This is a genomic window from Acidimicrobiales bacterium (assembly GCA_016716005.1).
Taxonomy (GTDB): domain Bacteria; phylum Actinomycetota; class Acidimicrobiia; order Acidimicrobiales; family JADJXE01; genus JADJXE01.
This window is the reverse complement of sequence record JADJXE010000001.1, coordinates 1614328-1638941: the sequence shown is the minus strand read 5'-3', so window position 1 is coordinate 1638941 and position 24614 is coordinate 1614328. Positions and strand designations below refer to the sequence as shown.

Sequence of the window (24614 nt, the reverse complement as noted above, 5' to 3'; positions counted from 1 at the left end):
GCGGGAGGCTCGTGGCGAACGGCTCGATCATCGTCCTTGTGCGATGATCGCCCGGATGCGATATTCGGAGAGTGGCCAACCACTCCCGCTGGGACGACATCAAGCGGAAGCCCCGTCGGCTCGACGCCGAGGCCCGGGCCCGCTCCGAGCAGGACCTCGCCCTCGGCCAGCTCATCTTCGACCTTCGATCCGCGGCAGGCCTCAGCCAACGCGAGGTCGCCGAGCGGATGGGTACCACCCAGTCGGTGATCTCGCGCCTCGAGGAAGGTGGTGGAGCGCGCAACCGTCTTGACACCCTTGCCCGGCTCGCGGTCGCGGTCGATCGGCACCTCGTCGTGTCGTTCCCTGAGAAGGCCCCCGCCAGAATCGAGCACGGCGTCCAGATCGTCTGATCCGCTGACGGCCGAGCGCAAGGAGCGCGCGCGTGACGAAGCAACGTCATATCCGACCGGGGGATCATCTCGATGACGACGACACCGTCATCATCCGTGGCGGCGAACTCGATCCTGACGTCGTACGGGCAGACGCCTTGCGCTATCACGCCGTGTACGGCGAGTACGGGGTCTCGGTGTTCGCAGCTCGTGACGCCACCGTCGATGAGCTGGCGCAGCAGGCCCCGCTGGTGCGCTTCGAGGTCCTGACGCTCGTCCGGGCGGGAACCCTCCTCGCAGCGGGCTTTCGACTCGAGCCCACTGGTCGCAACCCCAGGCATTTCATCGTCGCCTTCGACGATCTCGACGGCGGCGTGGAGGCGCTCGAAGCCTGCGAGCATCGCAGCTGGCTCAACCCGTACCATGAGGACTGACCGAACCGACGTGACCCATGGATGATCTCGACCTCATCGCCGACCTCAACGACCAGGACGACGACGGCCTCGGCTGGTCCACCCTCGCCGACGCCGCGGCACCCGATCGCGTCCGCCCTGGAGCGATGCTGCTTGCTGGCAACTCCAAGGCCAAGGCTGTCGTGCGGGTCGTCGCCGTCGACGACGACGGCCAGGTCCACTTCGCGATCCTGCCCGGGTCGGTCGCGAAGAACCGCCATCTACTCGACCGGACGGTGGCCTGACGTGCCCAGCCAACTGACGTCGGACTTCTACACTTCTTCTACACTTCTCCGAGTGACGGAGTGGTACGAGGCGGTACGTTCGGGGAGTGCAGCAGCGCGAAACGCCAGCTCAGAGGTACTGCACGGGACGCCCAGGTGCGGGCTGGGATACGCCTCGTCTGTCTCATAGCCCGAAGGTCGCAGGTTCAAATCCTGCCCCCGCCACCAATGTTGTGTCGCGAGACATCCCGGACGGGTGTCGCGTGGCATCCCGTACAACTCATGCACGTTGTCCGGGTCGTTTCTGGGGTTGGTAGTCCTTGGTCGGGTTGATGGTGAACTCGGCGAGGAGTCCGCCGTCGTCCGAACGTGCGAGCTGATGGCTCACCACTCGGCGTGGCGAGTCATGCAGTCCTGGCGCTCACCCGCCACGGTCCGTCAGGGCGACCGAGACGGGAGATCCTCGACGACCGGAAGGCCTTGACGACCCGCGAGAACAGCGCGGTGGGTGATGGTGCTCCGGCTGATCATTCGGTGCGAGATTCGACGGCGACGTCGCCTCTGGGATCACTCGGTGAGATCGAAGGTGGCGCACAAGGGGACGTGAACTGACATGACGATCGAGGCGCAGGCGGCGGCCGAGCTCTACATCTACGGCTACCCGCTCGTCTACTGCACCGACGAGATCCTCAAGCTCACCGATGGCCGCACGACCCTGTTCCCGAGGGCGGCGCCGTTCAACACCTTCAACGGCGCCCGCGACCTCCTCGGCCCCGAGGCTGAGTTCGTCAGCCCGAACAACGACACCCTCTACGTCGTCGCGGCGCTGGACATGAGCGGCGGCCCGCTCCTGCTGCACACCCCCGACACCGGCGACCGCTACTACGTGCTGCAGCTCGTCGACGCCTGGTCGAACAACTTCGCCTACGTCGGCCAGCGCGCCACGGGCACCGCGGCCGCCGACTGGCTCCTCGTCCCCGCCGGCCACGACGGCCCGATCCCCGGCGGCGTCACGCCGATCGAGGTGCCGAGCACCCTGGCGGTGATCGTGGGGCGCGTCCAGGTCGACGGCGAGGCGGACCTCGCCGCCGTCCACACCGTCCAGGACCAGTTCACCCTCACCCCCGCCCCTGGCACGACGGATGGTGGCGGCGCACCCGGCTACGACACCACCGTTGCCGACGACCTCGTCTTCTGGGAGCGCTTCCGCACCTATCTGGCAGCGTTCCCACCGCCGGCCGCCGACACCGAGTTCGTCGACATCGCCACCCAGGCGGGCTTGACCGACGCCGCCACGCTGTCGGATCTCCCCTCGGACCTGATCTCCGTGCTGAAGGAGGGAGAAGCCCAGGGAAAGGCGCTGGTCGAGGCCCTCGCCGCCGGCGGTGACACCCCGCCCGGCGCATGGACCTCGGCGCTCCACCTCTTCGATTACAACCTCGACCGGCTCGGCCCCGGCACCATCGACACTCCCGAGTGGAGGATCGACGACCGCAGGAAGGCCTACGTCAGCCGCGCCGTGGCGGCCCGCGCCGGGCTGTGGGGCAACCACGGCTACGAAGCCGACTACGAGCTCGTGCACCACGACGTGAACGGCGACACGCTCAACGGCGCTCACCGCTACGAGGTGACCTTCGAGCCGCCGCCGCCCGCCAAGGCGTTCTGGTCGCTCACCATGTACGACACACCGACCTACTACCTCGTCGACAACCCCATCGACCGGTACTCGATCGGCGACCGCACGCCTGGGCTCCGCTACGACGATGACGGCTCGATCACGATCCTCATGCAGACCGAAGCACCAGAAGGCGACGAGGCAGCGAACTGGCTGCCAACCCCACCGGGTGATTTCCGTCCGATACTGCGCATGTACGTACCGGGGGACAGCGTGCTCGACGGGACCTACGCGATGCCGCCGATCCGGCGCGTCGACTGACCGCGCTCGCGACCGAGGGCGCCAGGGACGTCGTGGGCGGCCACGGCCATGTGGGCGTCTGCGGTCCAGCCAGTCAGACAGGAACCCTGGGTCGTTGGAGGCTCGACGGTTGGGACGGGGTGGTCCTCGTCGTGTCCAGGTGCTCCTGCCGCCCCGGGCAGCCCTCGCGGGCCGCCTGGCAACAGCCCGCCCGACGCCCGGCGTTGTGGCTACACTCGTGTCCACAACCGCGGGAGGTGAGCGATGCGGTCAGTCGGCGTCCGAGAGTTCCGTGATCACGCCACGTCGATGATGGGCGCCGGTGAGACGCTGGTCATCGAGCGACATGGCGAGCCGATCGGCTTCTACGTCCCGATCGCGGCCAAGGACCGCAAGGCCGGGCGCAAGGCCCTCGGCCGGCTCGGCGCAGCCGTCGACGACGTGCTCGGTGCCGCCGGGGTGGACGAGGACGAGCTCGTCGGCGAGGTGGCCCGCCCGCGACGCCGGCGCTGATGCGTCTTGTCGTCGACACCAGCGTCCTCGTCGGCGAGCTGCTGCGCCGAGCCGGCCGCGAACGTCTCGGCGACGACCGCCCCGAGCTGTTCCTGCCCGAGCAGATGTGGGCTGAGGCGCGAGTTGAGCTGCCCCGTCGCATCGCAGCCTTCATCCGCCGCCGGGGACTCGCGCCGGCGGTCGGCGAGGAGCTCTCGCAGCTGTGCCTCGACGCGGTCGAGGCCAACGTCGTGGTCCTCGACGAGGCGATCTACTCGGCGCTCGAAGACGAAGCGCGAGCGCGGTCGCTCCGGGACCCGGCCGACTGGCCAGTGGTCGCCACCGCCCTCGCGCTGTCGGCGGACATCTGGACCAACGACAACGACTTCCTCGGAACCGGCGTCGGAACCTGGACGACGGAGACCCTCCAGGTCTGGCTCGACCGGTCCTGATCGTCGGACTCGACCACCCTGGCGGGTGACTCCTCTGCGGGTGCGGCCGGGGAACCCGACGCGACGTTGGACTTCACCCATGTGCCGACCTGGTCCGGCTTCGTCCACACCGCGTTCGTCATCGACGTGTTCGCCCGCAAGATCGTCGGTTGGCGCACCGCGCCGACCAGCCGGGAGGAGCAGCTACCGCCTGCGCGCCGCCGTCGAGGAACTGATCCCGCCAGTTCGCGATCGACGCCTGCGGACCACCCGCGAAGTCGGGTCAGAGGATGTGCTGATCGGTGTCGATGGTGCAGCTCGCCCGGGAGAGACCGAGCCGTCCGGACACGATCTCGGCCGGCACGCCGGTGGCGATGAGCGCTGTCGCTTCGGGTGTGACGCAGGTGATGAACCGGATGACGGGGTACGCCGGCGCGGCCGTTCCGCTTGTCCGTGCGGTGCGCGGCGGCGGGCGGAAGCTATCTGTCGAGGCGCTGGTAGTTGCTCTCGTACTCGTCGAAGACGATGTGTGCGTCGCCGCTGGCGCGGACAATGAGGTCGTCGTCCAAGGTGCGCACGCGGTACTCCCATCCGTCCGGGAGTTGCATGCGATCTCCGAGTGTTGGCAGCTGCTCGACGTCCAGATTCGGGTCCACCGCCCGAGAGAGGCTCTGCAACACGTACAGCGATCCCGACGGCGAAACGAGCTCGTACACCTGCCTGCCGGCAAGGAAGACCCATTCGGTTGTGCGTTCGACCCGGAGCTCGCTGTACGCGGGCCGCTTCCCCAAGAGGCCCGCCAGGTCAGCGACATGGACCCGGCCTCCGGTCCGCATGGGGATGTCGCCGATAGGGGTGATCTTGCCGGATTCCAGGAACTCGACCGTTGCCGTGTCCATCATCGAACGGCGCGGGCCGTTCATCCAGACACCGTCACCGTGGAACTCGGCCTTGAGGGCCTCGGGGTCCAACGCTCGGAAGTGGGCGTCGAAATCGTCGCCCGACAGTTCCTGGGGAAGTCCCAGGCTGTTGTAGAACACGCTCGAGGCGCCCGGGCCATCGGCGTCCTCGGTGAAGATGATGACCTCGGCGTGCGGCACTCCGCGGAGGTTGTCCGCAGTCAGAGTGACGGTACCCTCCTCGATCGGGGTCGTCGACATCGTTCGCTTCTCCTAGGTCAATGGCGGATACAGCCTCGTTGCATCAGTCGCGGCCATCGTGAACGTGTGGCCGTCGATGGCTCTGCCTGACCTGCCGCCACGCTACAGGGATGTGCTCTGCGACCCAGGGCCAGAGGTCCCGACTGCTGCTCGGGCACCGTGGCGGGCGATTGGCGTCGCGTCTGGTTGACCTGGAGGCCACCCTGGAACCCGGTCAGCGTCAACGAGATGCGCACGCTCGGGACTGGGCTCGCCGAGATCCTCGCTGCTGATGATGTCGCTCATCCTGTTGGGGCGACGTCGGGCGCCGGTCCCCGTGCTGTAGTGGTGTCCGTGAGACCGTTCCGAGAGGCGTACCGGGGTCGGAGCGCGTTCGCGTCGGAGAGCCGACCGCCGATCACCACCCGGTTCGTGCCCTTCGCTCGATCGTTGTCGGGGTACTCGAGGGATCGTCTTCAGGTCGACACCGTTGCTGGCATGACGGTCGCGGCGCTGGCCCTTCCGTCGGCCATGGCGTTCGCTGAGCTGGCAGGTGCACCAGTCAGCGCCGGCCTCTATGCGCTGTTGCTGCCGGTCGTGGCGTACGCCGTGTTCGGGTCTGCGCCCCGGGTGGTCATCGGTCCGGAGGGCACCGTCGCGCTGCTCGTTGCGACGGCGCTCGGCCCGCTGGCCGCCGCCGGCAGCGCGGAGTACGCCGCCCTCGCCGCGATGCTGGCGCTGCTGGTCGGCCTGGTCTTCTTCGTGGCTCGGCTCATCCGCATCGGTTGGATCGCCGACTACTTCTCCCAGGCGGTGCTCGTCGGCTACATCACCGGGGTTGCCGTCGTGCTGATCCTCGGTCAGCTCGGCAAGCTGGTCGGCATCTCCAGCGACGAGGAAGGCGCCATCCGCGAAGCGCTCGACATCGTGCGCCGCATCGGCGACGCCAACACGGCGACGGTGGTGGTCGGGGCCCTGGCACTGGTGCTCCTGTTCCTGTTCGCCAGGATCAACAAGCGCATCCCCGGCGCGCTGGTGCTCATGGTGCTCGGCATCGCGGCGTCATGGGCGCTGGACCTTGCGTCCCGGGGCGTGGCGGTCACCGGTGCGGTGCCGAGCGGCTTGCCGTCGCTCGCGGTGCCCGAGGTGTCGCGTTCGGACGTCGGGACACTGGCGGCGGCGGCCGTGGCCATCTTCCTCGTGGCGTTCGCCGATGGGATCCTCACTGCTCGCTCGTTCGCCGCGCGTCACCACGAGGTCGTCGATGCGAACCAGGAACTGCTGGCGTTCGGCTTCGCGCAGGTGGCGTCAGGGGTCACCCAGGGCATACCGGTCGGGACGAGCGGGTCACGCACAGCGGTCAACGACGACATGGGAGCGACGAGCCAGGTGAGCGGGCTGGTCGCCGCTGCGACGATCGGCGCCATCCTCCTGTTCCTCACCGCGCCGATCGAGTACCTGCCCTCGGCGATCCTCGGCGCGGTGATCGTGTTCGCCGCCTCGAAGCTGATCGAGCCCGACCAGTGGCGGGCGCTCGCCCGCAGCAGCCGTTCCGAGGTCGTCATCGCAGGAGTCACGGCGCTGTTCGTGGTCACCATCGGTGTCCTGCAGGCGATCGTCGTGGCGGTCGTGCTGTCCATCATCGACATCATCCGCAGGGCTGCACGACCCGCGGACGCCGTGCTCGGATGGGCGCCCGATGAGGACCGCTACGTCGACGTCAGCGACCACCCCGACGCTGGTGTCACGCCCGGCGTGGTCGTCTACCGCATCCAGGACCGGTTGTTCTTCGCCAACGCCCACTTCTTCAAGCGCCGGCTCTGGGCCGCCGTCGACGGCGCACCCAAACCCGTGCGACACGTCGTCCTCGACGCAACCGCTATCAGCGACATCGACGCCAGCGCAGGAGTCGCGTTGCGTGAGGTGAACAGCGGTCTTCGCGACCGGAACATCGAGCTGCACATCGCACGGGCCACCGTGGAACTGCAGCGACGCTTCGATGACCTCGGTCTCACCGAGGTCATCGGGGCCGATCATGTCCATGGAACGGTGACCGCCGCGGTCGCAGCATGCAGCCTGCCGCCGCACACTGCGCCATGATCGATCGCTGCCGGCCAATGGGTGTCCTCGTATCGCTGGAGTCCGGTGGGACCTTCGGCACTGAGCGGCCGGCCCCCCGACATGGACGGTCGACAGCCGTTGGCTCGGACCGAGGTCGTGGTGCCTGGACTGGATCGAGGTGATCGTGGGTGCCGAGCGGGACTTCAACGGTCTGAAGGCCCGCTGGGTCATGTGGCTCGACGTCCCCGATGCCATGGTGAAGCACGAGAGCTTTGCCTACCAGCCCCTAACACGCCCTCTCGCGACGAGATAACCAAGAAGGGAACCGAACGGATGACCAGCTCACCATTGGATGTCAAGGGCACTCGGGACTACGCGCAGGGAGAGATCTTCCTGCTGACAGAGCAGGAGGGCGGTTACGGCGCGCTCGTCTACAACACCACCGGATTCGGTCCCTGCCCCGAGGAAGAGTTCGAGGCGATCGACACGGAGGCGTTGGCGAAGGAGACGGGGTGTGATCGGGTGTGGAAGAACCCGCGTCGGTTCTGGATGATGGACGAGTTGACGCTGGAGTTGGCCGGCGAGCCGCGGGAACTCGGCGGAATCATGTTCAACCTCGCGGCCGACATGCACATGCCGGCGGACTTCGATCCCGGTCGCGATCAATCGGCGATGGCATATCACCCGATGCAGATCCACCGGGTCACCACCTACCGGTTCCTCGCTGGTCGTCCGGTGTTCCTCCTGCGCTCCCCCGAGGGTGTGACCTGGGTGATGCAGACCTACACGAACCACAAGGCAACGGACCTCACCGCCGAGGTGCTGGCCGGCCTGGGTGATCGTCTCACGCTGCCGGAGGGCTGGGAGTTCTCGGCGAAGATCCTCGACGAGGACCTGGTGATCGACACGCACGGTCTGGCGAACATCGTCCCTGACGACCTGGCCAACATGTACCAGGGCTGCATCGATGGCGTGAACAACTTCGACCCATGGCAGTGACGGTCGAGGGTGTCCCCACGCACGTGGGGTGCGACCGTGGCTGACACGGTGGCGGTATCGGTCGACAACTTCGTGCGGGCCGAGTCGAACCGGATGATGTCGAACCTGATGGCAGGGGCCGGTGGCATCAACCGCTGGCAGCACAACCGGGTACCGACACCGCTCGATCAGCAGACGGTCGTGCGCATGAACCGCGACACGCTCTACAGCTTCGCCGTCGTGGACCTCGACGAGGGCGCGGTCGTGACGGTGCCCGACAGCGGCGAGCGCTACGCCACGTTGATGGTGGTCAACCAGGACCACTTCATCAACCAGGTGCTGCGCACCCCCGGCGAGCACCGGCTGTCGATCGACGACCACGGCACCCGGTACGTGTTGTTGGCGATGCGGGTGTTCGTCGATCCCGCCGACCCCGACGACGTCGCCGCGGCGAACGCCGTGCAGGACGGCCTCGCCCTCGCTGCGGGTTCTGCGGAACCGTTGGTGATACCGGACTACGACGAGGTGTCCTTCGCTGCGGTGCGTGACGCGCTGGTGGCGCTCGGGCGGACCGTCGGGGGCACCGAAGGGATGTTCGGAACGCAAGCGGATGTGGACCCGGTCCGTCACCTGATCGGGACGGCGATCGGCTGGGGAGGGCTGCCCGAGCGGGAGGCGTTCTACCTGACGGTAGAACCCGGATTGCCGGTCGGCGAGTACCGGATCGTCGTGGCTGATGTCCCGGTCGACGCGTTCTGGTCGATCTCGGTGTACAACGCGGACGGATACTTCGAGACCGGTGGTGACGGCGGCTGCAGCGTCAACCAGGTCACCGCGGCGAAGGAGCCCGACGGGTCCGTCGTGGTCCACTTCGGTGGTTGTGGTGACGGGCGACCGAACTGCCTTCGACTCGTCGACGGCTGGAACTACACGGTCCGTCTCTACCAACCCCGGGTTGAGATCCTCGACGGCAGTTGGACCTTCCCGACGGTGGAACCGCTCGACAGATGACTGTCGGCGCCGTCGCGCTGGTCGGTCTGCTGCTGTTCGCCTGGGCGGCGACCTCCGGCGCCTTGGCGCGCCGGAACGTGACCGGCCCGCTCGTGTTCGCAGTCGCCGGGTACCTGCTCGCCAACCCCACCTGGGGACCCGTGACCGTCGATGTCGAGGCGTCCTCGATCCATCTCATCGCCGAGGTCACCCTCGCACTGTTGCTGTTCACCGACGCCGCCCGCGTCAACCTGCGAGAGCTGAAGGCCGACCCTGCGTTGCCGGTTCGGCTCCTCGGTGTCGGCCTTCCGCTCTCGGTGGCAGCCGGCGCGGCGATCGCCGCCATGGTGTTCGACCTGCCGTGGGGTCTCGCCCTGTTCCTGGGCGCGGCGTTGGCACCCACCGATGCGGCGTTGAGCGTGCAGGTCATCAACGACGAGCGCATCCCGATGCGTCTCCGCCGGTCGCTCAACGTGGAGAGCGGCCTCAATGACGGCATCGTGACTCCGGTCGTCATGGTTGCCCTGGCGGTCGCGGCCAGCCAGCTCGGCCAGACGAGTGAGAGCGTGTCGATCGAGTTCGGTGCCGCGCTGCGCGAGCTCGGGGTCGGTGTCGTCGTCGGTGTCGTGCTCGGCGCGGTGGGGGCGCTGGTCCTGAACCGAGCGTCCCTGCAGGGGTGGATCGCCCCCGGAGGCCGTCGCCTCGCAGCCCTTGCGCTGGCCTCGAGCGCGCTGGCGGTGACGCTCGCGTTCGACGGCAACGGGTTCATCGCCGCGTTCGTGGCGGGCATCGCCTTCGGGGCGCTGGCCGACCGTGAGGCGCTCGATGTCGAACAGACCAACGAGCTGCCCGAGCTCGGCGGCGAGCTGCTCGCGCTCGTGGTGTGGTTCCTGTTCGGCGCCAGCCTGTTGCCGATCGCGTTCGAGCATCTCGACGCCTCCGTCGCGGTGTACGCGCTGCTCAGCCTCACCGTCGTGCGGATGCTGCCGGTCGCGTTGAGCATGCTCGGAGTGGGGCTCGACCGGCCCACCACGCTGTTCCTCGCCTGGTTCGGACCGCGGGGACTGGCGTCGGTGGTGTTCGCGCTGCTGGCCATCGAAGAGCTCGGCGAGACCGACCCCGCCGCCAACCGCGCCGTGGCTGCCGTGGCGCTGACCGTCGCGGCCAGCATCCTGCTGCACGGCCTCAGCGCCGGCCCCGGCGGGCGGGGCTACGTCCAGCGCGAACACGCCGACCACACGGCCGGCCCCCGCGCCCGACAACCGATCCTCACCCGCCACCGTCACGGCGGCGGTAGACCTGTCAGGTGACGAGATGACCGAGAACACGACCGACGAACTCGACCGACTTGCAGCCGCCGCGCGGGCACCACGTGCCGCCGCCGTTGCCGGCATCGTGTTCTCGGTGCTGTTCGTCGCCGCCATCAGCCTGTTCCGCAGCGCCATCCCTGTTGACCCCGACGACGTCGGCAGCTGGTTGACCTCGAGCGCCCAGCGAACCCGGGTCGAGGTCGCGCTCGCGCTGCTTCCGTTCGCCGGCATCGCGTTCCTGTGGTTCATCGGCGTCATCCGAGACCACCTCGGCGACCGGGAAGACCGGTTCTTCGCGACCGTCTTCCTCGGAAGCGGCCTGCTGTTCGTCGCGATGCTGTTCATCTGCGGAGCGATCATGGCGACCCTCGTCGGGGTCACCGCGAACGCAACCATCGATGCGGACGTCTGGCGGTTCGGCCGCCGGCTCGTGTTCACCATCATGGCCACCTATGGCCTGCGGATGGGTGCGGTGTTCGCCATCGCCACCACGACCCTCGCCCGCCGCCTCGGGGTGTTGCCCCGATGGCTGCAGATCGTTGGCTACCTGAGCGCCCTGGCGCTGCTGCTCGCCGCAGCCGCCGTCCCCTGGCTCGAGATGCTGTTCCCCCTGTGGGTCGTGCTCATGAGCATCCACATCCTGTCGGTGGGGAAGCGGGCACTCGACCCGGCACGTCGCGCCCACGGCGATCCGGACTGACGGGTCACTGCGCGCGGAGGGAACGTGGGCCGATGAGGGAGGTGCCGACCCCGGTCCAGGGGGCCGCGAACCCGACGCTGACCGGGCGATTGTGGTCCCGGCCGCAGCGAACGCGGCTGTATGCATCGGGCAGGGGCAGTCCGCGGTCGCGGCGTGCGACCGATCTGGTCCTGCTGGCGTTGTGCGTCGTCGGCGTGGTGGCGCTGGGTGAGCTGAGCGAGCCGCCGTCGGCGTTCGAGCAGGCGCTGATCGCCGTCGCCGTCGCCGTGCCGGCCTTCCTCGACGTGGTGTGGAACGTCGGCGTCGCCCTGCTGAGCCTGTGGGGCGTCTTCCTCGTGTTCGTCTCCCTCGTCCGCTGGCGCGTGGACATCCTGCGCGACCAGCTGTTCGGGCTCCTCGGCGCAGCGGTGATCGTGACCGTCGTGACGGATCTCGTCGCAGGTGACGAGATCGACCTGTGGTCGTCGTTGACGGCCACAGGTCCTCCTGCGGATCCGGTGTCGGTTCGTCTCGCTCTGGTGTCCGCGGTGACGGTGGTTGCGTCGCCGCACATCACCCGACCGTTCCGAACGACGAGTCGGTGGCTGGTGGGCCTGGGGGCGGTCTCGCTGGTCCTCCTGGAAGCTGCGACGCCGAGCGGTGCTGCCCTCGGTGTGCTGTGCGGCACCATCGCGGGAGCCATCGTGCACCTCCTCGTCGGTTCGACGGGTGGGCGTCCCAGCCTGGACGGCGTCCGTCGCGGCCTCGAGGAGCTCGGGGTGGAGGTGACATCGTTGTCGGAGGGACGACGACAGCGAGCCGGCGTGTTCGTGCTCGACGCGACCGACCCCGACGGGCTACTGCTGGTCGTGCGGGTCTACGGCCGCGACGCCTGGGACTCACAGCTGCTCGCCAAGGCCTGGCGCGCACTGTGGTACCGCGACGCCGAGGCGCTGACCTTGACGCGGGTCCAACAAGCCGAGCACGAGGCGTTCGCGACGCTGTTCGCAGCTCGGGACGGAGTCCCGGTGCATCGCGTGGTGCGCGCTGGTCGGACGACGGGGGGCGACGCGCTGATCGTGCTGCAGGTCCGGGGCGTACCGCTCGACGGTCACGAGGTGGACGAAGCGCTGCTCGACGCGATGTGGCACACGTTGCTCACCCTGGCAGCAGCGGGGTTCGCACATGGTGACCTCGCCCCTGAGTTGTTCCGCGTCGACGGCGGCGACGTGGTGGTGGACGGCCTCGCCGGCGTGGTCGTGGCTCCGAGCGAGGATCAGCGCCGAATCGACGTGGCTCAGCTCCTGGTGTGCTCGGCTCTCCTGGCGGGGCCGCGACGAGCGGTGGACGCGGCACGTCGGTGTCTCGGCGCCGAGGATCTGGCGGCCGTCGTGCCGTACCTGCAGGTCGCCGCCATGGGAACCCGCCTCCGCCAGTCGCTCGACAACGCCGACCTGGATCTGGACGAGCTTCGCGCCGCGGTGGCTCGTTCGGCAGGCATCGAGGAACCCGAGTTGGCCAAGCTCCGGCGGGTCTCGGCAGCCTCGTTGGTGCGAGCCGGGCTGCTGGCGGCGGCAGGGTACTTCTTCATCAGCATGTTGGCCGGCGTCGACGTCGCCGAACTGGTCGATGCGCTCAGCCAGGCGTCGCTCGCCCTCCTGTTGGTCGCCCTCGCATGGGGCCAGCTCCCACGACTGCCCCAGGCCGAGTCGACCCGCGCCGCCTGCCCGCGACCGATCCCGTTCGGACCGGTGGCTCTTCTCCAGTTCGCCATCACGTTCGTCAACCTCGCGATCCCCTCGACGTTCGCACGCGTCGGGGTCAGCGTCCGCTTCTTCCAGCGCCGAGGCATCCCATCGGTGTCCGCGATGTCGATCGGCGTCGTCGACAGCGTGGCCGGCTTCGCGATCCAGATGCTGATCCTCGTGTCAGTCGCGCTGCTGGGACTCGCGGACTTCAACTTCCAGAACACCTTCGACGTGCAGCAGGAGGACCTGCTCGCTGCGCTGACCGCGCTGATCGCGGTCGTGCTCCTCGTGGCGCTGCTGGCGGTGGTGGTCCCACGCGCTCGGAACTGGGTGCTGGGTCGCGTTCGCCCCTGGATCCGTGAGGCGATCGAGACCGTGGCGATCCTCCGAACGCCGTCCCGGGTCGCCCGACTCCTCGGCGCCAACCTCGCCGCCGAGCTGTTGTTCGCGACCACGCTCGGCATCGTGCTCGCCGCCTTCGGCACCTCGTTGCCGTTGGCCACCTTGCTCGTCATCAACGTGTCGGTAGCCCTGTTCGCGGGGATCATGCCGGTTCCGGGCGGCATCGGCGTGTCCGAGGGCGCCTACGTCCTGTTGCTCACAGCAGCCGGTCTGGACGACGCAACGGCGTTCGGTGTCGCCATCGCCTACCGGATGGTCACGTGTTACCTGCCACCCATCTGGGGCGCGGCGGCGTTCCGGCGCCTCGAGGCGGACGGGCAGCTGTAGAACGCTGCGGCCGCGGAGCCAGCGCCGGTCCCACGGTGTGCCGATGCCACGGGCGAGAGCTCCTGCCTGTCGCTGGCGTTGGCAGTCCGAGGGGAACCGCCCTGGGTTCGTTGGAGGCCCCAGACCTCGGAAGCGAGGATGGAGGCATGCCGAAGGAGAAGTCCCCGGGGAGGCCGACGACGCGTCGGTACACCGACGCTCACCGAGGGGCGGTGACGGTGGCCTCGTCGGCCGACGGCCGCACGTTCACGCCGCAGCGGTGGTCGACCCCGATCACCGACTACCGCAGCTTCGACGGCCGGCGTATCGGCGCATTCGGCAGGGCGCCGTGGCATCCTGCCGATGCACCGAGCTTCGACTACCTCGAGTTCCGCGTGGACGGCATCAGCTACCTCGAGCCCGGTTGTCCCGATCGCGAGGCCCCGGCACCTGTCGTGGTACCCGATCGGGTCGGTGCACGGAGAGAAGGGCGGTCGGGATGAGCGGGAACACTCGGCGGTTGCTGGTGAGCCAGGTCGGCGATGTGCTGGTCGACCTGCCGGTGTTCCTGACGTCACCGGTCTACCGACGGTGGCACATGAACTGGGGCGCCACGTCGAGCGAGGTCCGGGCAGGCATGCCCGGCGATGACCAGCTCCCGGGCGCACAGTTCCGCGCGACACGTGCGATCACCATCGCCGCGCCGCCGACACTGGTGTGGCCGTGGCTCGTGCAGATCGGTTGCACACGTGCCGGGTGGTACAGCCATGACCTGCTCGACAACCGCGGCCGCCCGAGTGCGACGACCATCGAAGCTGCATGGCAGGACCTGCACGTCGGACACTGGGTGCCAATGGTGCCGAAGCCGCCACCGACGGAGCGGACAGCGTTTCGAGTCGACTCGTTCGAGGTCGAGCGCTGGCTGCTGTGGACGAAGCCGGACTCGACGTGGTCGTGGCAGTTGACCTCGTCGAGCGACGGCGGCACGCGACTCGTCAATCGCATCAGGGCCCTCTACGACCGGCGAGCTCCTTTGAGCGCTTCGCTCAGCGTGGTCCTGCTGGAGTTCGGCGACTTCGCGATGAACCGCCGGATGATGCGCGGCATCAAAGCCCGAGCCGAGTCCCTCGTCCATCCTGCCGTGGCGAGCCAGCCGCTCATCGAGGGGTGACCGCGTGACGACGTCGTCCCCGAGCCCGCGGACCCGCCGGCCGTGGTTGGCCGGCTTCGCCGCCTTCAACGCGTTCGCGGCGTGGGCGGGTGCTGTCGGGCTGGTCACGGGCGGTACCGACTTCGGTGCGTCCATCAACGATCGTCTGCCGTTCGACAGCCTGGTTCTCGCTGGACTGGCGCTCGCAGTCATCGTGGGCGTTCCCCTCACCGTGCTCGCCTGGTCGGCCTGGACCGGCGGGCCGAGGACCGATGACGTGGCGCTCGTCGTCGGGCTGTCGCTCATCGTGTGGATCGTCGTCCAAGTCGCCGTGATACGGGCGTTCTCCTTCTTCCAGCCGGCATACCTGGCCGTCGGCATCTACTTCGTTGCCGCCTCGCGACGCGTCACCCTGAGCCCTCGCCGTCGCGGGGTCCTCTTCGTCGCCGTCGGTTCGATCCTCGCCGCTGTCGGTATCGGTCTGTTGCCGCATCCGGTCAAGAACGGCCTCACCGTCATCTCCGTCGTGTCGATCATCGTGCTGCTCTCAGGGGTCGCCTTGGTCGTCGTCGGTGCCGCCTCGGCACTGCGGGGTCGGCATCGCCTGGGCAAGGTGGTGGGAGGCGCAGCAGTGCTGACCGTCGTCGCCGCAGCCGTATCGGTCGTCGCGCCGTCGGTGGCGGCCACCACGGTGCCCTCCACCGACGTCACGTCGACGCCGTCGGCGCGGGGGTTGGAGTTCGAGTCGGTCACGGTGACGACGACCGACGGCGTGGAGTTGGCCGCCTGGTACGTGCCGGGCACCAACGGCGCCGGGGTGGTGGTCATGCATGGCGCTGGCTCCACCCGATCCGACGTGCTCGACCAGGCTGCAGTTCTCGCCCGTAGCGGGTATTCGGTCGTGCTCATCGACGCTCGAGGCCACGGCGACAGTGACGGGACCGCCATGGACTTCGGCTGGTACGGCGACCTGGACATCGCCGCCGGCACCGAGTTCCTGGCATCGCGTGCCGAGGTCGAGCCCGATCGGATCGGCGTCGTCGGGTTCTCCATGGGAGGCGAGGAGGCCATCGGCGCCGCCGCAGCAGATCCGCGGATCCGAGCCGTGGTGGCCGAAGGAGCGACCGCTCGCCAGGCGGCCGACAAGGCGTGGCTCTCCGATGTGTACGGCTGGCGTGGCTGGTTGCAGGAGCAGGTCGAGAAGGTGCAGAACGGCATCACCGACTACCTCACCGAGGCGTCGCCGCCCATCTCCCTGCGATCGGCGGTGGTGAACGCGCCCGGCACTCGCTTCCTGCTGATCACGGCCGGCAACGTGGACGACGAGGCTCACGCCGCTGCCTACATCCGAGCCGGGGCGAGCGAACGGGTGACGGTGTGGAACGTCGACGGAGCCGACCACACCGGCGGGTACGAAACACGACCGGACAGCTGGCAGCAGCGAGTCGTCGAGTTCCTCGACGAGAGTCTGCGTTGACAGGCGAGGGGGTCGCCATGTCGACGAGATGCCGCTGGGCCGCCGGCGCACTCGGTGCCGTCACGCTCGGCGAAGTCGCACTGATCCATCTCGGTCGGACGTACGGGTCGACCGAGCGCGAGCGATCCGAGGTGCTCCCTGGGGACCGCATCGTCAGTGGCCCCAAGGTGGTGACCGATCACGCGATCACGATCGACGCCCCTCCATCGGCGGTGTGGCCGTGGCTGGTGCAGATGGGTTGGGGGCGCGGAGGCTGGTACACCGCGAGGTGGGTGGACCGACTGTTGTTCCCGGCCAACGGACCGAGCGCCGACCGGATCATCCCCGAGCTCCAAGACATCGACATCGGCACGTTCATCCCCGACGGCCCACCACACACCGAGTGCGGTCTCATCGTCGAGGAGATCGAACGCGAGCGAGCACTCGTGATGCACTCCAACAGCCACCTGCCCATGAGCTGGCGGGCGCACGCAACACTCGACTGGTCGTGGGCCTTCGTCCTGACACCGCTCGACGAAGGTCGCCGCACGCGATTCCACTTCCGTTCACGATGGACGACCAGCCCCTGGTGGCTGACCCTCGGCGGCTGGGTGGGGATCGTTCCCGCCGACTTCATCATGTCGAAGGACATGCTCCGAGGAGTGAAGATGCGCGCCGAGCGCTCCTCGCTCGGGCTGGCGGCGGCGCGATGCTCGGCGCACGGTGACAGCCATGAGCGAGCAACATGACGATCGCGAGCGAAGTGGACGTGGGAGCGCGATCGACCCACCGCATGATCACGCGTCATCGATCGTGTGGGGTGCCAGCTGAGAACGGCAGGTGCTGTTGACCGCAACCGTCGGTCACGACAGACCTCGGTTCCCTCTCGCTGACAGAGCGCCCACTCGATGCTCAACCTCTCGCCTCGCCCACGGCCAAGGAGGGAACCCAAGGGCACATCCACCGCGAAGTCCAGCAGTCCTGCCGCCCGAGTGCGGTCGGCTGAGTCCGTGTCGCTGAGAGCCTGGCGGGTGGACGGACCCGTCGCCGTCACACGACGTCTCGTCGCTGGACGGCGACCAAGCCGATCGCGGCGGGGACAGCGGCCCATACGGCGATGGCGGCCAGCGCGGCCGGTTGGCTGACATCGTCGCCGACACCCGAGACGACGTTGGCGAGGACGCCGGGCATCCACGACGCGGTGCCATTGGCGAGCTGGACGATCAACGGTGGCGCGATGACGAGCGCCAGCACGGCGCCGGTGACGGCCCCGCCCACGTTGCGAACCACAGCGCCGATCCCGGCGCCGAGAACCGCGCCAGCGGCACCCGCGAACCCGGAGGCTGCGATGAGCCGTGCGACCTGGTCGGGGGAGACGAGGAACCCGAAGTCGGTGCTCGGCAGCGCAAGCAGCACGGCGGTGACCGTGAGTGCGGCACCGACGAGCCCGAGGACACCACCACCGGCTGCCACGGCGCAGAACTGGGCGAGCACGGCCCGGTGTCTGCGAGGTGACACGAGGAACATGGGCACGACGGTGTGGTGGCCGTACTCGCGGGCGACGGCGATCGCACCGAAAAGGCCGGCGATCATGAAGGCGTTGGCGGCGAACGCCATGAGCGATTGCTGATCGGCTTCGGTGGCGATGAAGCCCTTGGTGCCGTCCATGTCGGTTCCCGCGATCACAGCGACAGCGTTGATCACTGCGATCGCAACGAGCACGGCGAAGAACGCCCACGGCATCTTGGTACTCGTGAGCTTGCGGAGCTCGGCTCGCACGAGTCGTGCCATGATCACGGCCGGATGACCTCCCCCTTGCTCGATGGGTCGGTCGTCCAGTCGAGGAACAGCTCCTCGAGCGACCCCGCGTGGGGCGACAGCTCGTGCAGGACGACTCCGGCGGCGAAAGCCCGGTCGCCGATCTCCTCGATCGGCATGCCACGGACGACGAGACCGTCTGCGCCTCGGGTCTGCGTTGTCGCGCCAGCTTGTTCGAGCACCACGGCGATGGAGCCCGGGTCGGCTGTCCGTACCAGAGAAGCGGCCTGCTGCAACTCGGCCAGTGAACCGTGGGCAACGAGCCGGCCCTCGTTGATGACGATGACGTCGTCAGCCAGTAGCTCGACCTCAGCCAACAGGTGACTCGACACGAACACGGTGCCTCCGGCCGCCGCATGCGATCGGAGCAGATCGCGCAGCGTTCGGATGCCTTGAGGATCGAGGCCGTTTCCGGGTTCGTCGAGAATGAGCACCGGTGGTTCGCCAAGCAGAGCAGCAGCGAGGCCGAGGCGCTGGCGCATCCCAAGCGAGTAGGCGCCGGCATGCCGGTCGCCCGCGTCAGCCAAGCCGACCTGTTCGAGGATCTCATCGACTCTCGCCGAGGAGACGCCGGTCGCGTCCGCCAGAATCCGCAGATGGTTCCGACCGCTCCGCCCGGGGTGGAACGCGTCGGACTCGATGACCGCCCCAACGGTTCCGGCCGGGTTGGGCAGGTCTCGATACCGACAGCCTCCGATGACCGACCGGCCGCCGTCCGCAGCGGCAAGGTCGAGCATGATCTTCATCGCGGTCGACTTGCCCGAGCCGTTCGGACCCAAGAAACCGGTGACCCGGCCGGCTGGCACCGTGAAACTCAGATCCGCGACCACGGTGTGGTCGCCGTACCGTTTCGTGACGTGCTCGAAGTCCAGTGCAAGGCCACCCACGGCGGGATCAGCCTTCCCCGCCAGAAGGTTCGCTATCGCCGGCTCGGTGTTCACCTGTCCCGCCCAACGATGATGAACCGTTGCGTGGTCTGACCGTGGGTGGTCTGCCCCGGGTTCCGTCGGGTCGGCTCCCGGGACTCCATGCTTGTCGCGCCCTCCGAGGGTGCCCTCACCAGTTCGTGCCGGTTCGTCCTGGGCATGTTGGTTCCCGTTCCTGGCAGGCACCGTAGTCCTCGTCGTCGCGACGTCACGGGCCAAGCCGCCGTTTCCGCAGCTCGCGAGCCTGAGTCCGTCGGCGGAGTCCCTTCCCGAGAAGACCACGGTCGCGTAGGCCCGGGTTCCGCAGTCGGTAGGCACATGAGGGGGGTTCGGCGCGCGATAGTGCTGCTCAGCGGGTTGCGGGTCGGCTGACGAGCCCGGAAACGTGGGCACACGACATCTCCTTGTGGCCGCCGACGCGCAGGCCCAGGTGCAAGAAGCGGTGTTCTTCGCCGTCGCCGACCTGTTGAACCTCGAGGTCGATCTGGTGATCGCCGGGGAACGCATGAGCGACGGCTCCCCCGACGCCCAGGCCGCCCTGGCCCGCCAGGGCCGCTACCAGAGCGTGCGCGACAACCTTCGGGTCAAGGAAGTCCACCTCGACGACGAGAGCGCCAAGCGGTGGATCGTGTGCCAGAACCCCCTCGAAGCCGAACGCGACAAGGCCCAAGGAGACGCCGCCCTCGACCGCCTCGAAGCCGAGCTCGAACCCATCCGCGTCGCCCGCGAACGCGACGCCAACAAGGCCAAGACCGCCAAGCGCAAGGGTGACCCGGAGGCCGCGCACCGGACCGCCAAGTGCGCCCTCCGCGACCACTCCACCCTGGGCCGGTGGCTACGACAGCTCCCGTCCGGGCGGCTCGTCATCGACCGATCCAAGATCGCGGCCGAGGAGCGCCTCGACGGCAAGTACCTGCTGTCCACCAGCGACCCCGACCTGTCGGCCGAGGACGTCGCGCTGGGCTACGAGAACCTGTTGGAGGCCGAACGCGGGTTCCGGGACCTCGAGTCCACCCTCGAGCTGCGCCCCGTGTTCCACCGCATCGAACCCCGCGTCCGCGCTCACGTCCTGTTGTGCTGGCTCGCTCTGCTCCTCGTGCGGGTGGCCGAGCGGCGCACCGGGCACACGTGGCGGCGGATCAACACCGAGCTGGGCCGGGTGCACACCTTCACGCTCCACGGGACCGCCGGGACCGTCGAACAGACCACCGCGCTCACCGACGTCCAAACGGGCATTCTTGGCGCCTGCGGCATCGCCCTGCCGCCCCGCGTCACCCACCTCCACCGCGCCTGAACAGGCCAGACACCCCTCACGCCTGCTTCGACGCGCGTGGACACACGCGGCCTTCGACGGATCAGACGCGGTCCCGCACGTCACACGCCCGATCCGGGCCCCTCGTGTGCCTACGAACTGTGGAACCCGGGCTCGAGCGTGTGATCGGAACCGACGTGGTCGTCGTTCGCGATCACCGCTCGAGTCGGCCCACGATGGGATCTGCCTACTCACCACCGCGAGGACTTCTCCTGGCCACCAGCGAGGGCGTTGACATGGCCCGGACGTTCTCTCGCATCTTCCTGGCATGGTGGTGAGGATGTGCCGGACCCTGCTCTTGCGGACTCGTGTCCGAGGCGCCGCGGTAGCTGCGGCGAGCGTGCTCGTCGTGTCCTGTGGTGGCGCGACCGGATCTGGAGGTGGATCATCCAGTGCCGCGTCGGAGACGGTCGCGTCGGAGACGGTCGTGGCGGAGACGGTCGTGCCGGAGACGGTCGTGGTCACGCCGGCGGGTGAGTCGTGGTTCGACCCTGAGGTGCTGGTCCACGACGGAAGCGGGTGGATGGCCTGGCAGGACGGCGTCGGCCGCATCTGGCTCGCCGAGCTGGACCTCACCGACGGGCTGGTGGGTCCCGAGGGTCCGGTGCTCGTGGCGTCCGATGCGGCGCCGATGCTCGACACGAACAACGGTCCCGAACTGGGCGTCGACGCGCAGGGGATCTCGCTCTGGTACACCGCGTCGACCTCGGAGGGTCTGCGGGCTGCGCGTGTCGCTGTCGGTATTGCCGGGGCGACGGTCGAGTGGGTGACCTCGGCGGGCTATCTGAGTCCGCTCCCGAGCCGCCGGCCGGACGCGCCGACCACCCTGGTGGTGGCGTTGCGTCGCCCGCCCGGCTTCGGTACTGCGGTGTGGTTCGATGAGTCGAGGCCGTCGCAGACCGCTGATCTCGTGTGGCTCGCCGATCGGAGTGGTGGCGATGCTCGCTGGGTCGTCGGTACGGGACTGATCACGGTGGCCGGCGAGCTCGGCAGCGGTGCAGCGGTCGAGCTCGTCGACACCGGCACGGGCGCGATCATCGAGATCGGCGCCGCCGGCGATGACGTGGTCGAGAACACGTACGGGTGGGTCGATCCGGACACCGGTCGGGTGTCGGTGTTGGCCGTGGTGGGCGGCGACGAGGCCGTCGTGTGGGACGTCGACGCTGCTGGGTCCGTCGTCGAGCGGCTTCGTGTGGCGAGCCCCGACGAGGATCACCCCTACCTGGGATCACCCGAGCCGTTCCTCGTCGATGGGCGGCCGTGGGTGACCCTGACCGCCGCCGACCGACCCGCGACCTTCCCCGGGCGGACCGACCAGCAGGTGTGGCTCGTCCCGCTCGACGGCGCAGCGCCGTTGCGATGCGACGACGGGGCCACCGTCACGACGACACGGGTCGACCCCGAAACCATCGTCACCGACGACGAGGTGTTCGTCTACTACTACGCGTGGGACGCCACGACCTCACAGGTCCATCGCTGCGCCGTCTCCACCCAGACCTTGGGAGGATGAAACGGTGCCAACACGCTCCCCGTCCCGGATCGTCGCCGTGTTGACAGCGGTCCTCGTGCTCGCGACGGCCGCCGGCTGCGCGTCGGGTACAACCGACGACCAGAGCGGCGCGTCGAGTGCACCTTCCGCCGAGCCGACCACGACGACCGCTTCGATGACGAGCACATCGACGACGAGCACTCCGACGACCACCGCAGGGGTCGACGTGACACTGGTGTCGCTCGATCCCACGGTCACCGGCGAGGGCATCTCGGGCGACTTCGGCAACCATGCCGTGGCCGGGCCGGCCGGCGACGCTCGGGGCGAGCTGTTGGTGTTCTTCCCGGGCACCGGCGCCGAGCCCGACCGGTACTCGACGTTCCTCGAACGCGCCGCAGCGCTCGGCTACCACGTGATCGGCCTCGCCTATCCAAACGACCTGTCGGTCAACTTCGACCTGTGCCAGGGCAGCACCGATCCGGACTGCGCGGTCGCCGCCCGCGAGGAGATCCTGCGGGGGATCGACGCGAGCGGACTCGCCCTCGACGTGTCACCGACGGACGCAGCGATCCCGCGGCTCGTCGCGGTCCTCGAACACCTTGCCCGAACCGAGCCCGACGGCGGCTGGGACCGCTACCTCGACCCCGACGCCATGCCGGCGTGGTCCCACATCGCCACCGCTGGCCACTCCCAGGGCGGGGGGCACGCCGCCTTCCTGGCCCGGACCGAGGAGCTGGCGCGGGTCGTGCTCCTGGACGCCACCGAGCCATCACCGTGGACGACGGAACCGATGGCGACACCAGCCACACGCATGTGGGGCCTGGCCCATGCCGAGGAACCGATCGTCGCGCCGATCGAGCGGTCCTGGGAGAACCTCGGCCTGCCGGGTGAGCCGATCGACATCGACGACGGCGCCACCCCCTGGAACGGCAGTCACCGTCTCATCACTTCCACCGACGAGTGCCGAGGCGACCCGACCTCCCGCGGGTTCCACCACAACTGCCCGGTCGTCGACGACTACCTTCCGGACCCGATTCCCGGCTCACTTCTCGCGGCATGGGACCTGATCCTCGCCGGGTAGTCCCACCGGCACAGAGCTGACGGTCGCAAGGTTGCACCCGCTCGATGACGACGAGTGCGACCGGACCGTCGTCGCGAACGATCGGCCTGCTGCGCTCGGGTCGGCGCGGATGCCGTCACCCAGTCCGTGATCTCCCGGCTGGAGGAAGGCGGAGGGGCGAACAACCGGATCGACACCTGACGCGTCTACCGGCGGTTCTCCCGGATCCTGAAGGTCCCCGGTGGAGGTCGGGCTGATTCGGGCCAGTCCTCTGCTGTCTCGGTGGCGGCGGTGTCTGCCGGTTCGCCGTCGATCAGTTCCGCGAAGTGGGCTGCGGCGCGGGCGCCCATGCCGGGTAGCACGTGTCGGTGGGTGGCCATCGTGAACGCGCCCCAGCTCCGAGCCATCGACGAGGTCAACGCCTCCGAGGACGCGCAGCAGGAGTGGTGGAGGACTTCGCGGCTGCGTGGGCCAAGGTCATGGATCTCGACGGCTTCGACCTGGCCTGATCCCGGCCCCCTCGCCGCGAACGATGACAGCACGGAACCAGCGACGCGACGGTCGGGGTCGCCCATGATCGGCGGTCGAGCCCGGTGCTCGTGGTCCTGGGACGGGCTCACGGACGGAGCCGGCGTCAACGGAACCTGGGCGGGTTCGGCGAGGATCGTGGGTTGTGCACCGTTCAGCGACCGCCGGTGACCGTTCAGGTGGCGAGTGATGATCGCAGCCGTCGACGCGTCGACGTGGCTGGCAGTGACAGCGCTTGCTTCGCTGTCGATCCTCTCCGCAGCGCTGGGCGTCGGTCTGGCCTCTTGGGTCGGTCCCCGGTCGGTTGTCCGAGCGGCGGGCGTCGGGTTCTCGGTGGGGGTGATGGTGGCGATCTCGTCCCTCGAGTTGCTGCCGGAGGCCGCTCGGGAAGCCGGCGTCGTCGTGGCGGCGGTCGCCGCTTCCACGGGTGCGGGACTGTTGGCGGTGTTGCACGCCGTCATCCCGCATGTCCACTTGGTCGCGGAGGACTCCGCGCTGCGGGCCCGTGAGCTGCGTCGGGTCTACCTCGTGGCGTTCGGCTTGATCCTGCACGACTTCCCCGAGGGCTTCGCGATGGCCAACGCCTATCTCTCCGCGCCGCGGCTCGGCGTGGTGGTCGCGATCGCGATCGTGCTGCACAACATCCCCGAGGAGTTCGCGATGTCACTCCCCGCAGTCATGGCCCGCCGCCGCCGCTTCCTGATCGGCGCGGCAGCGGTGTCCGCCGCAGCGGAGCCGGTCGGCGCGCTCCTCGGGCTCGCCGTCGTCGGCATCTCACCTGGCCTGAACGCCATGTTCCTCGCGTTCGCCGCGGGCGCGATGGTGTTCGTCGCTGTGCACGAGCTGGTTCCGTTGAGCCGCGAGCTGGGTCGCCGCCGCGACACCGCGGTCGGCATCGCTGCCGGGGTGGGCGTCGTGGTCCTGCTGGGGCTCCTCACGTCGGCATGAACGCCGCGCCAGGTCGGTGAGGTCTCCAGTGCCGGTGGCCGGGCGGCTGGGCGGTTCAGGCGAGCAGACTGCGCGGCATCCCGGCGGTCTTCTCGTGAACCAGGAGGCGTTGGGTGAGCAGATCGGCGGTGGCTTCGTCATGGGCCTGCTCGACGAGGGGGAACACCGACCGGGCGGTGCGGGCCACGGTCTCCTGACCGGCGACGAGGCGGCGGATCACCTCCTCCGCGGCCGGCTGGTCATCGTCCTCGGGGACCGAGGACAGCTCCGCGAAGTGGCGTTCGCTGGCCGGTGCAGGCGCACCGAGCGAGCGGATCCGTTCCGCGACGAGATCGACGGCGATGGCCCGACGGTCCCCTTCGCCGATACCGATACCGATACCGATATCGATGGCTCGGTCCGCCATCGAGAAGGCTCCTTCGCCGGGAC

At 68.9% G+C, this 24614-nt stretch carries 24 protein-coding genes; 19 read left to right on the top strand and 5 right to left on the bottom strand.

All coding sequences use genetic code 11. From position 1 onward, the window contains the following. Positions 1-98 precede the first annotated feature (98 nt). The 6 genes from IPM45_07905 to IPM45_07880 all read left to right on the top strand — a co-directional run bounded on the left by IPM45_07905 (position 99) and on the right by IPM45_07880 (position 3906). On the top strand, positions 99-392 hold the full coding sequence (locus tag IPM45_07905; protein ID MBK9179493.1) for a helix-turn-helix transcriptional regulator: 294 nt from the start codon (positions 99-101) through the stop codon (positions 390-392). A 32-nt stretch (positions 393-424) separates the two neighbouring features. Continuing rightward, positions 425-805, top strand: coding sequence for a hypothetical protein (locus IPM45_07900; GenBank protein ID MBK9179492.1), 381 nt, complete (start codon positions 425-427; stop codon positions 803-805). A 17-nt stretch (positions 806-822) separates the two neighbouring features. Further along, on the top strand, positions 823-1068 hold the full coding sequence (locus IPM45_07895; protein ID MBK9179491.1) for a hypothetical protein: 246 nt from the start codon (positions 823-825) through the stop codon (positions 1066-1068). A gap of 592 nt (positions 1069-1660) precedes the next feature. Next, positions 1661-2983, top strand: coding sequence for a DUF1254 domain-containing protein (locus IPM45_07890; protein MBK9179490.1), 1323 nt, complete (start codon positions 1661-1663; stop codon positions 2981-2983). Between the two features lie 243 nt (positions 2984-3226). After that, positions 3227-3475, top strand: a complete 249-nt coding sequence (locus IPM45_07885) for a hypothetical protein (protein MBK9179489.1) — start codon at positions 3227-3229, stop codon at positions 3473-3475. After that, positions 3475-3906, top strand: a complete 432-nt coding sequence (locus tag IPM45_07880) for a PIN domain-containing protein (protein MBK9179488.1) — start codon at positions 3475-3477, stop codon at positions 3904-3906. Before IPM45_07885 ends, IPM45_07880 begins: the two co-directional genes overlap by 1 nt. A 458-nt stretch (positions 3907-4364) precedes the next feature. Here the strand turns inward: IPM45_07880 and IPM45_07875 are convergent, their stop codons facing one another. Further along, positions 4365-5045: a hypothetical protein gene (locus tag IPM45_07875; GenBank protein ID MBK9179487.1), complete on the bottom strand. Its 681-nt coding sequence runs from the start codon at positions 5043-5045 to the stop codon at positions 4365-4367. Positions 5046-5522: 477 nt separating this feature from the next. Between IPM45_07875 and IPM45_07870 the strand changes: the two genes are divergently transcribed. From IPM45_07870 to IPM45_07830, 9 genes are all read left to right on the top strand, one after another. Next, positions 5523-7124 carry a SulP family inorganic anion transporter gene (locus IPM45_07870; protein ID MBK9179486.1) on the top strand — a complete coding sequence of 534 codons (1602 nt, stop codon included), beginning with the start codon at positions 5523-5525 and terminating at the stop codon, positions 7122-7124. A gap of 294 nt (positions 7125-7418) precedes the next feature. Beyond that, entirely contained in the window at positions 7419-8084 is a 666-nt protein-coding gene (locus IPM45_07865; GenBank protein ID MBK9179485.1) for a hypothetical protein, read from the top strand. 93 nt (positions 8085-8177) lie between these two features. Further along, on the top strand, positions 8178-9074 hold the full coding sequence (locus IPM45_07860; GenBank protein MBK9179484.1) for a DUF1254 domain-containing protein: 897 nt from the start codon (positions 8178-8180) through the stop codon (positions 9072-9074). After that, complete coding sequence (locus tag IPM45_07855; GenBank protein MBK9179483.1) at positions 9071-10363, top strand: cation:proton antiporter; 1293 nt, start codon at positions 9071-9073, stop codon at positions 10361-10363. Before IPM45_07860 ends, IPM45_07855 begins: the two co-directional genes overlap by 4 nt. 4 nt (positions 10364-10367) lie before the next feature. Continuing rightward, positions 10368-11063 carry a hypothetical protein gene (locus tag IPM45_07850; protein ID MBK9179482.1) on the top strand — a complete coding sequence of 232 codons (696 nt, stop codon included), beginning with the start codon at positions 10368-10370 and terminating at the stop codon, positions 11061-11063. A 2668-nt stretch (positions 11064-13731) separates the two neighbouring features. Further along, on the top strand, positions 13732-14001 hold the full coding sequence (locus IPM45_07845; protein ID MBK9179481.1) for a hypothetical protein: 270 nt from the start codon (positions 13732-13734) through the stop codon (positions 13999-14001). Positions 14002-14042: 41 nt separating this feature from the next. Further along, positions 14043-14669 (top strand): SRPBCC family protein, encoded by a 627-nt coding sequence (locus IPM45_07840; GenBank protein ID MBK9179480.1) that lies wholly within the window; start codon positions 14043-14045, stop codon positions 14667-14669. Between the two features lie 4 nt (positions 14670-14673). After that, positions 14674-16125: an alpha/beta fold hydrolase gene (locus tag IPM45_07835; protein ID MBK9179479.1), complete on the top strand. Its 1452-nt coding sequence runs from the start codon at positions 14674-14676 to the stop codon at positions 16123-16125. A 272-nt stretch (positions 16126-16397) separates the two neighbouring features. Continuing rightward, positions 16398-16853, top strand: coding sequence for a hypothetical protein (locus IPM45_07830; GenBank protein ID MBK9179478.1), 456 nt, complete (start codon positions 16398-16400; stop codon positions 16851-16853). A 301-nt stretch (positions 16854-17154) separates the two neighbouring features. Here the strand turns inward: IPM45_07830 and IPM45_07825 are convergent, their stop codons facing one another. Continuing rightward, the gene (locus IPM45_07825) at positions 17155-17883 is read right to left on the bottom strand and encodes a hypothetical protein (protein MBK9179477.1); all 729 of its coding nucleotides are present in this window, start codon (positions 17881-17883) and stop codon (positions 17155-17157) included. Positions 17884-17897: 14 nt separating this feature from the next. Next, on the bottom strand, positions 17898-19355 hold the full coding sequence (locus tag IPM45_07820; protein ID MBK9179476.1) for an ABC transporter ATP-binding protein: 1458 nt from the start codon (positions 19353-19355) through the stop codon (positions 17898-17900). On the opposite strand from IPM45_07820, the gene IPM45_07815 reads away from it, so the two are divergent. Next, positions 19291-20142: a hypothetical protein gene (locus IPM45_07815; GenBank protein ID MBK9179475.1), complete on the top strand. Its 852-nt coding sequence runs from the start codon at positions 19291-19293 to the stop codon at positions 20140-20142. The two genes, IPM45_07820 and IPM45_07815, sit on opposite strands and share 65 nt — an antisense overlap. Positions 20143-20587: 445 nt before the next feature. After that, on the top strand, positions 20588-21670 hold the full coding sequence (locus IPM45_07810) for a hypothetical protein (GenBank protein ID MBK9179474.1): 1083 nt from the start codon (positions 20588-20590) through the stop codon (positions 21668-21670). Here IPM45_07810 and IPM45_07805 read toward each other — a convergent pair. Then, on the bottom strand, positions 21623-21907 hold the full coding sequence (locus IPM45_07805; GenBank protein ID MBK9179473.1) for a hypothetical protein: 285 nt from the start codon (positions 21905-21907) through the stop codon (positions 21623-21625). The two genes, IPM45_07810 and IPM45_07805, sit on opposite strands and share 48 nt — an antisense overlap. On the opposite strand from IPM45_07805, the gene IPM45_07800 reads away from it, so the two are divergent. Then, positions 21885-22730 carry a hypothetical protein gene (locus IPM45_07800; GenBank protein ID MBK9179472.1) on the top strand — a complete coding sequence of 282 codons (846 nt, stop codon included), beginning with the start codon at positions 21885-21887 and terminating at the stop codon, positions 22728-22730. The two genes, IPM45_07805 and IPM45_07800, sit on opposite strands and share 23 nt — an antisense overlap. A 696-nt stretch (positions 22731-23426) precedes the next feature. Then, entirely contained in the window at positions 23427-24185 is a 759-nt protein-coding gene (locus tag IPM45_07795; GenBank protein ID MBK9179471.1) for a ZIP family metal transporter, read from the top strand. A gap of 55 nt (positions 24186-24240) precedes the next feature. Here the strand turns inward: IPM45_07795 and IPM45_07790 are convergent, their stop codons facing one another. Further along, complete coding sequence (locus IPM45_07790; GenBank protein ID MBK9179470.1) at positions 24241-24591, bottom strand: DNA starvation/stationary phase protection protein; 351 nt, start codon at positions 24589-24591, stop codon at positions 24241-24243. Positions 24592-24614 lie beyond the last annotated feature (23 nt).

Coding starts and splice junctions, on each gene's coding strand:
- IPM45_07890 (MBK9179490.1), top strand. CDS start 1,661: ATGACGATCGAGGCGCAGGCGGCGGCCGAGCTCTACATCTACGGCTAC.
- IPM45_07895 (MBK9179491.1), top strand. CDS start 823: ATGGATGATCTCGACCTCATCGCCGACCTCAACGACCAGGACGACGAC.
- IPM45_07880 (MBK9179488.1), top strand. CDS start 3,475: ATGCGTCTTGTCGTCGACACCAGCGTCCTCGTCGGCGAGCTGCTGCGC.
- IPM45_07790 (MBK9179470.1), bottom strand. CDS start 24,591: ATGGCGGACCGAGCCATCGATATCGGTATCGGTATCGGTATCGGCGAA.
- IPM45_07860 (MBK9179484.1), top strand. CDS start 8,178: ATGATGTCGAACCTGATGGCAGGGGCCGGTGGCATCAACCGCTGGCAG.
- IPM45_07795 (MBK9179471.1), top strand. CDS start 23,427: ATGATCGCAGCCGTCGACGCGTCGACGTGGCTGGCAGTGACAGCGCTT.
- IPM45_07870 (MBK9179486.1), top strand. CDS start 5,523: ATGACGGTCGCGGCGCTGGCCCTTCCGTCGGCCATGGCGTTCGCTGAG.
- IPM45_07850 (MBK9179482.1), top strand. CDS start 10,368: ATGACCGAGAACACGACCGACGAACTCGACCGACTTGCAGCCGCCGCG.
- IPM45_07875 (MBK9179487.1), bottom strand. CDS start 5,045: ATGTCGACGACCCCGATCGAGGAGGGTACCGTCACTCTGACTGCGGAC.
- IPM45_07855 (MBK9179483.1), top strand. CDS start 9,071: ATGACTGTCGGCGCCGTCGCGCTGGTCGGTCTGCTGCTGTTCGCCTGG.
- IPM45_07865 (MBK9179485.1), top strand. CDS start 7,419: ATGACCAGCTCACCATTGGATGTCAAGGGCACTCGGGACTACGCGCAG.
- IPM45_07820 (MBK9179476.1), bottom strand. CDS start 19,355: ATGCGTTCCCCGGCGATCACCAGATCGACCTCGAGGTTCAACAGGTCG.
- IPM45_07885 (MBK9179489.1), top strand. CDS start 3,227: ATGCGGTCAGTCGGCGTCCGAGAGTTCCGTGATCACGCCACGTCGATG.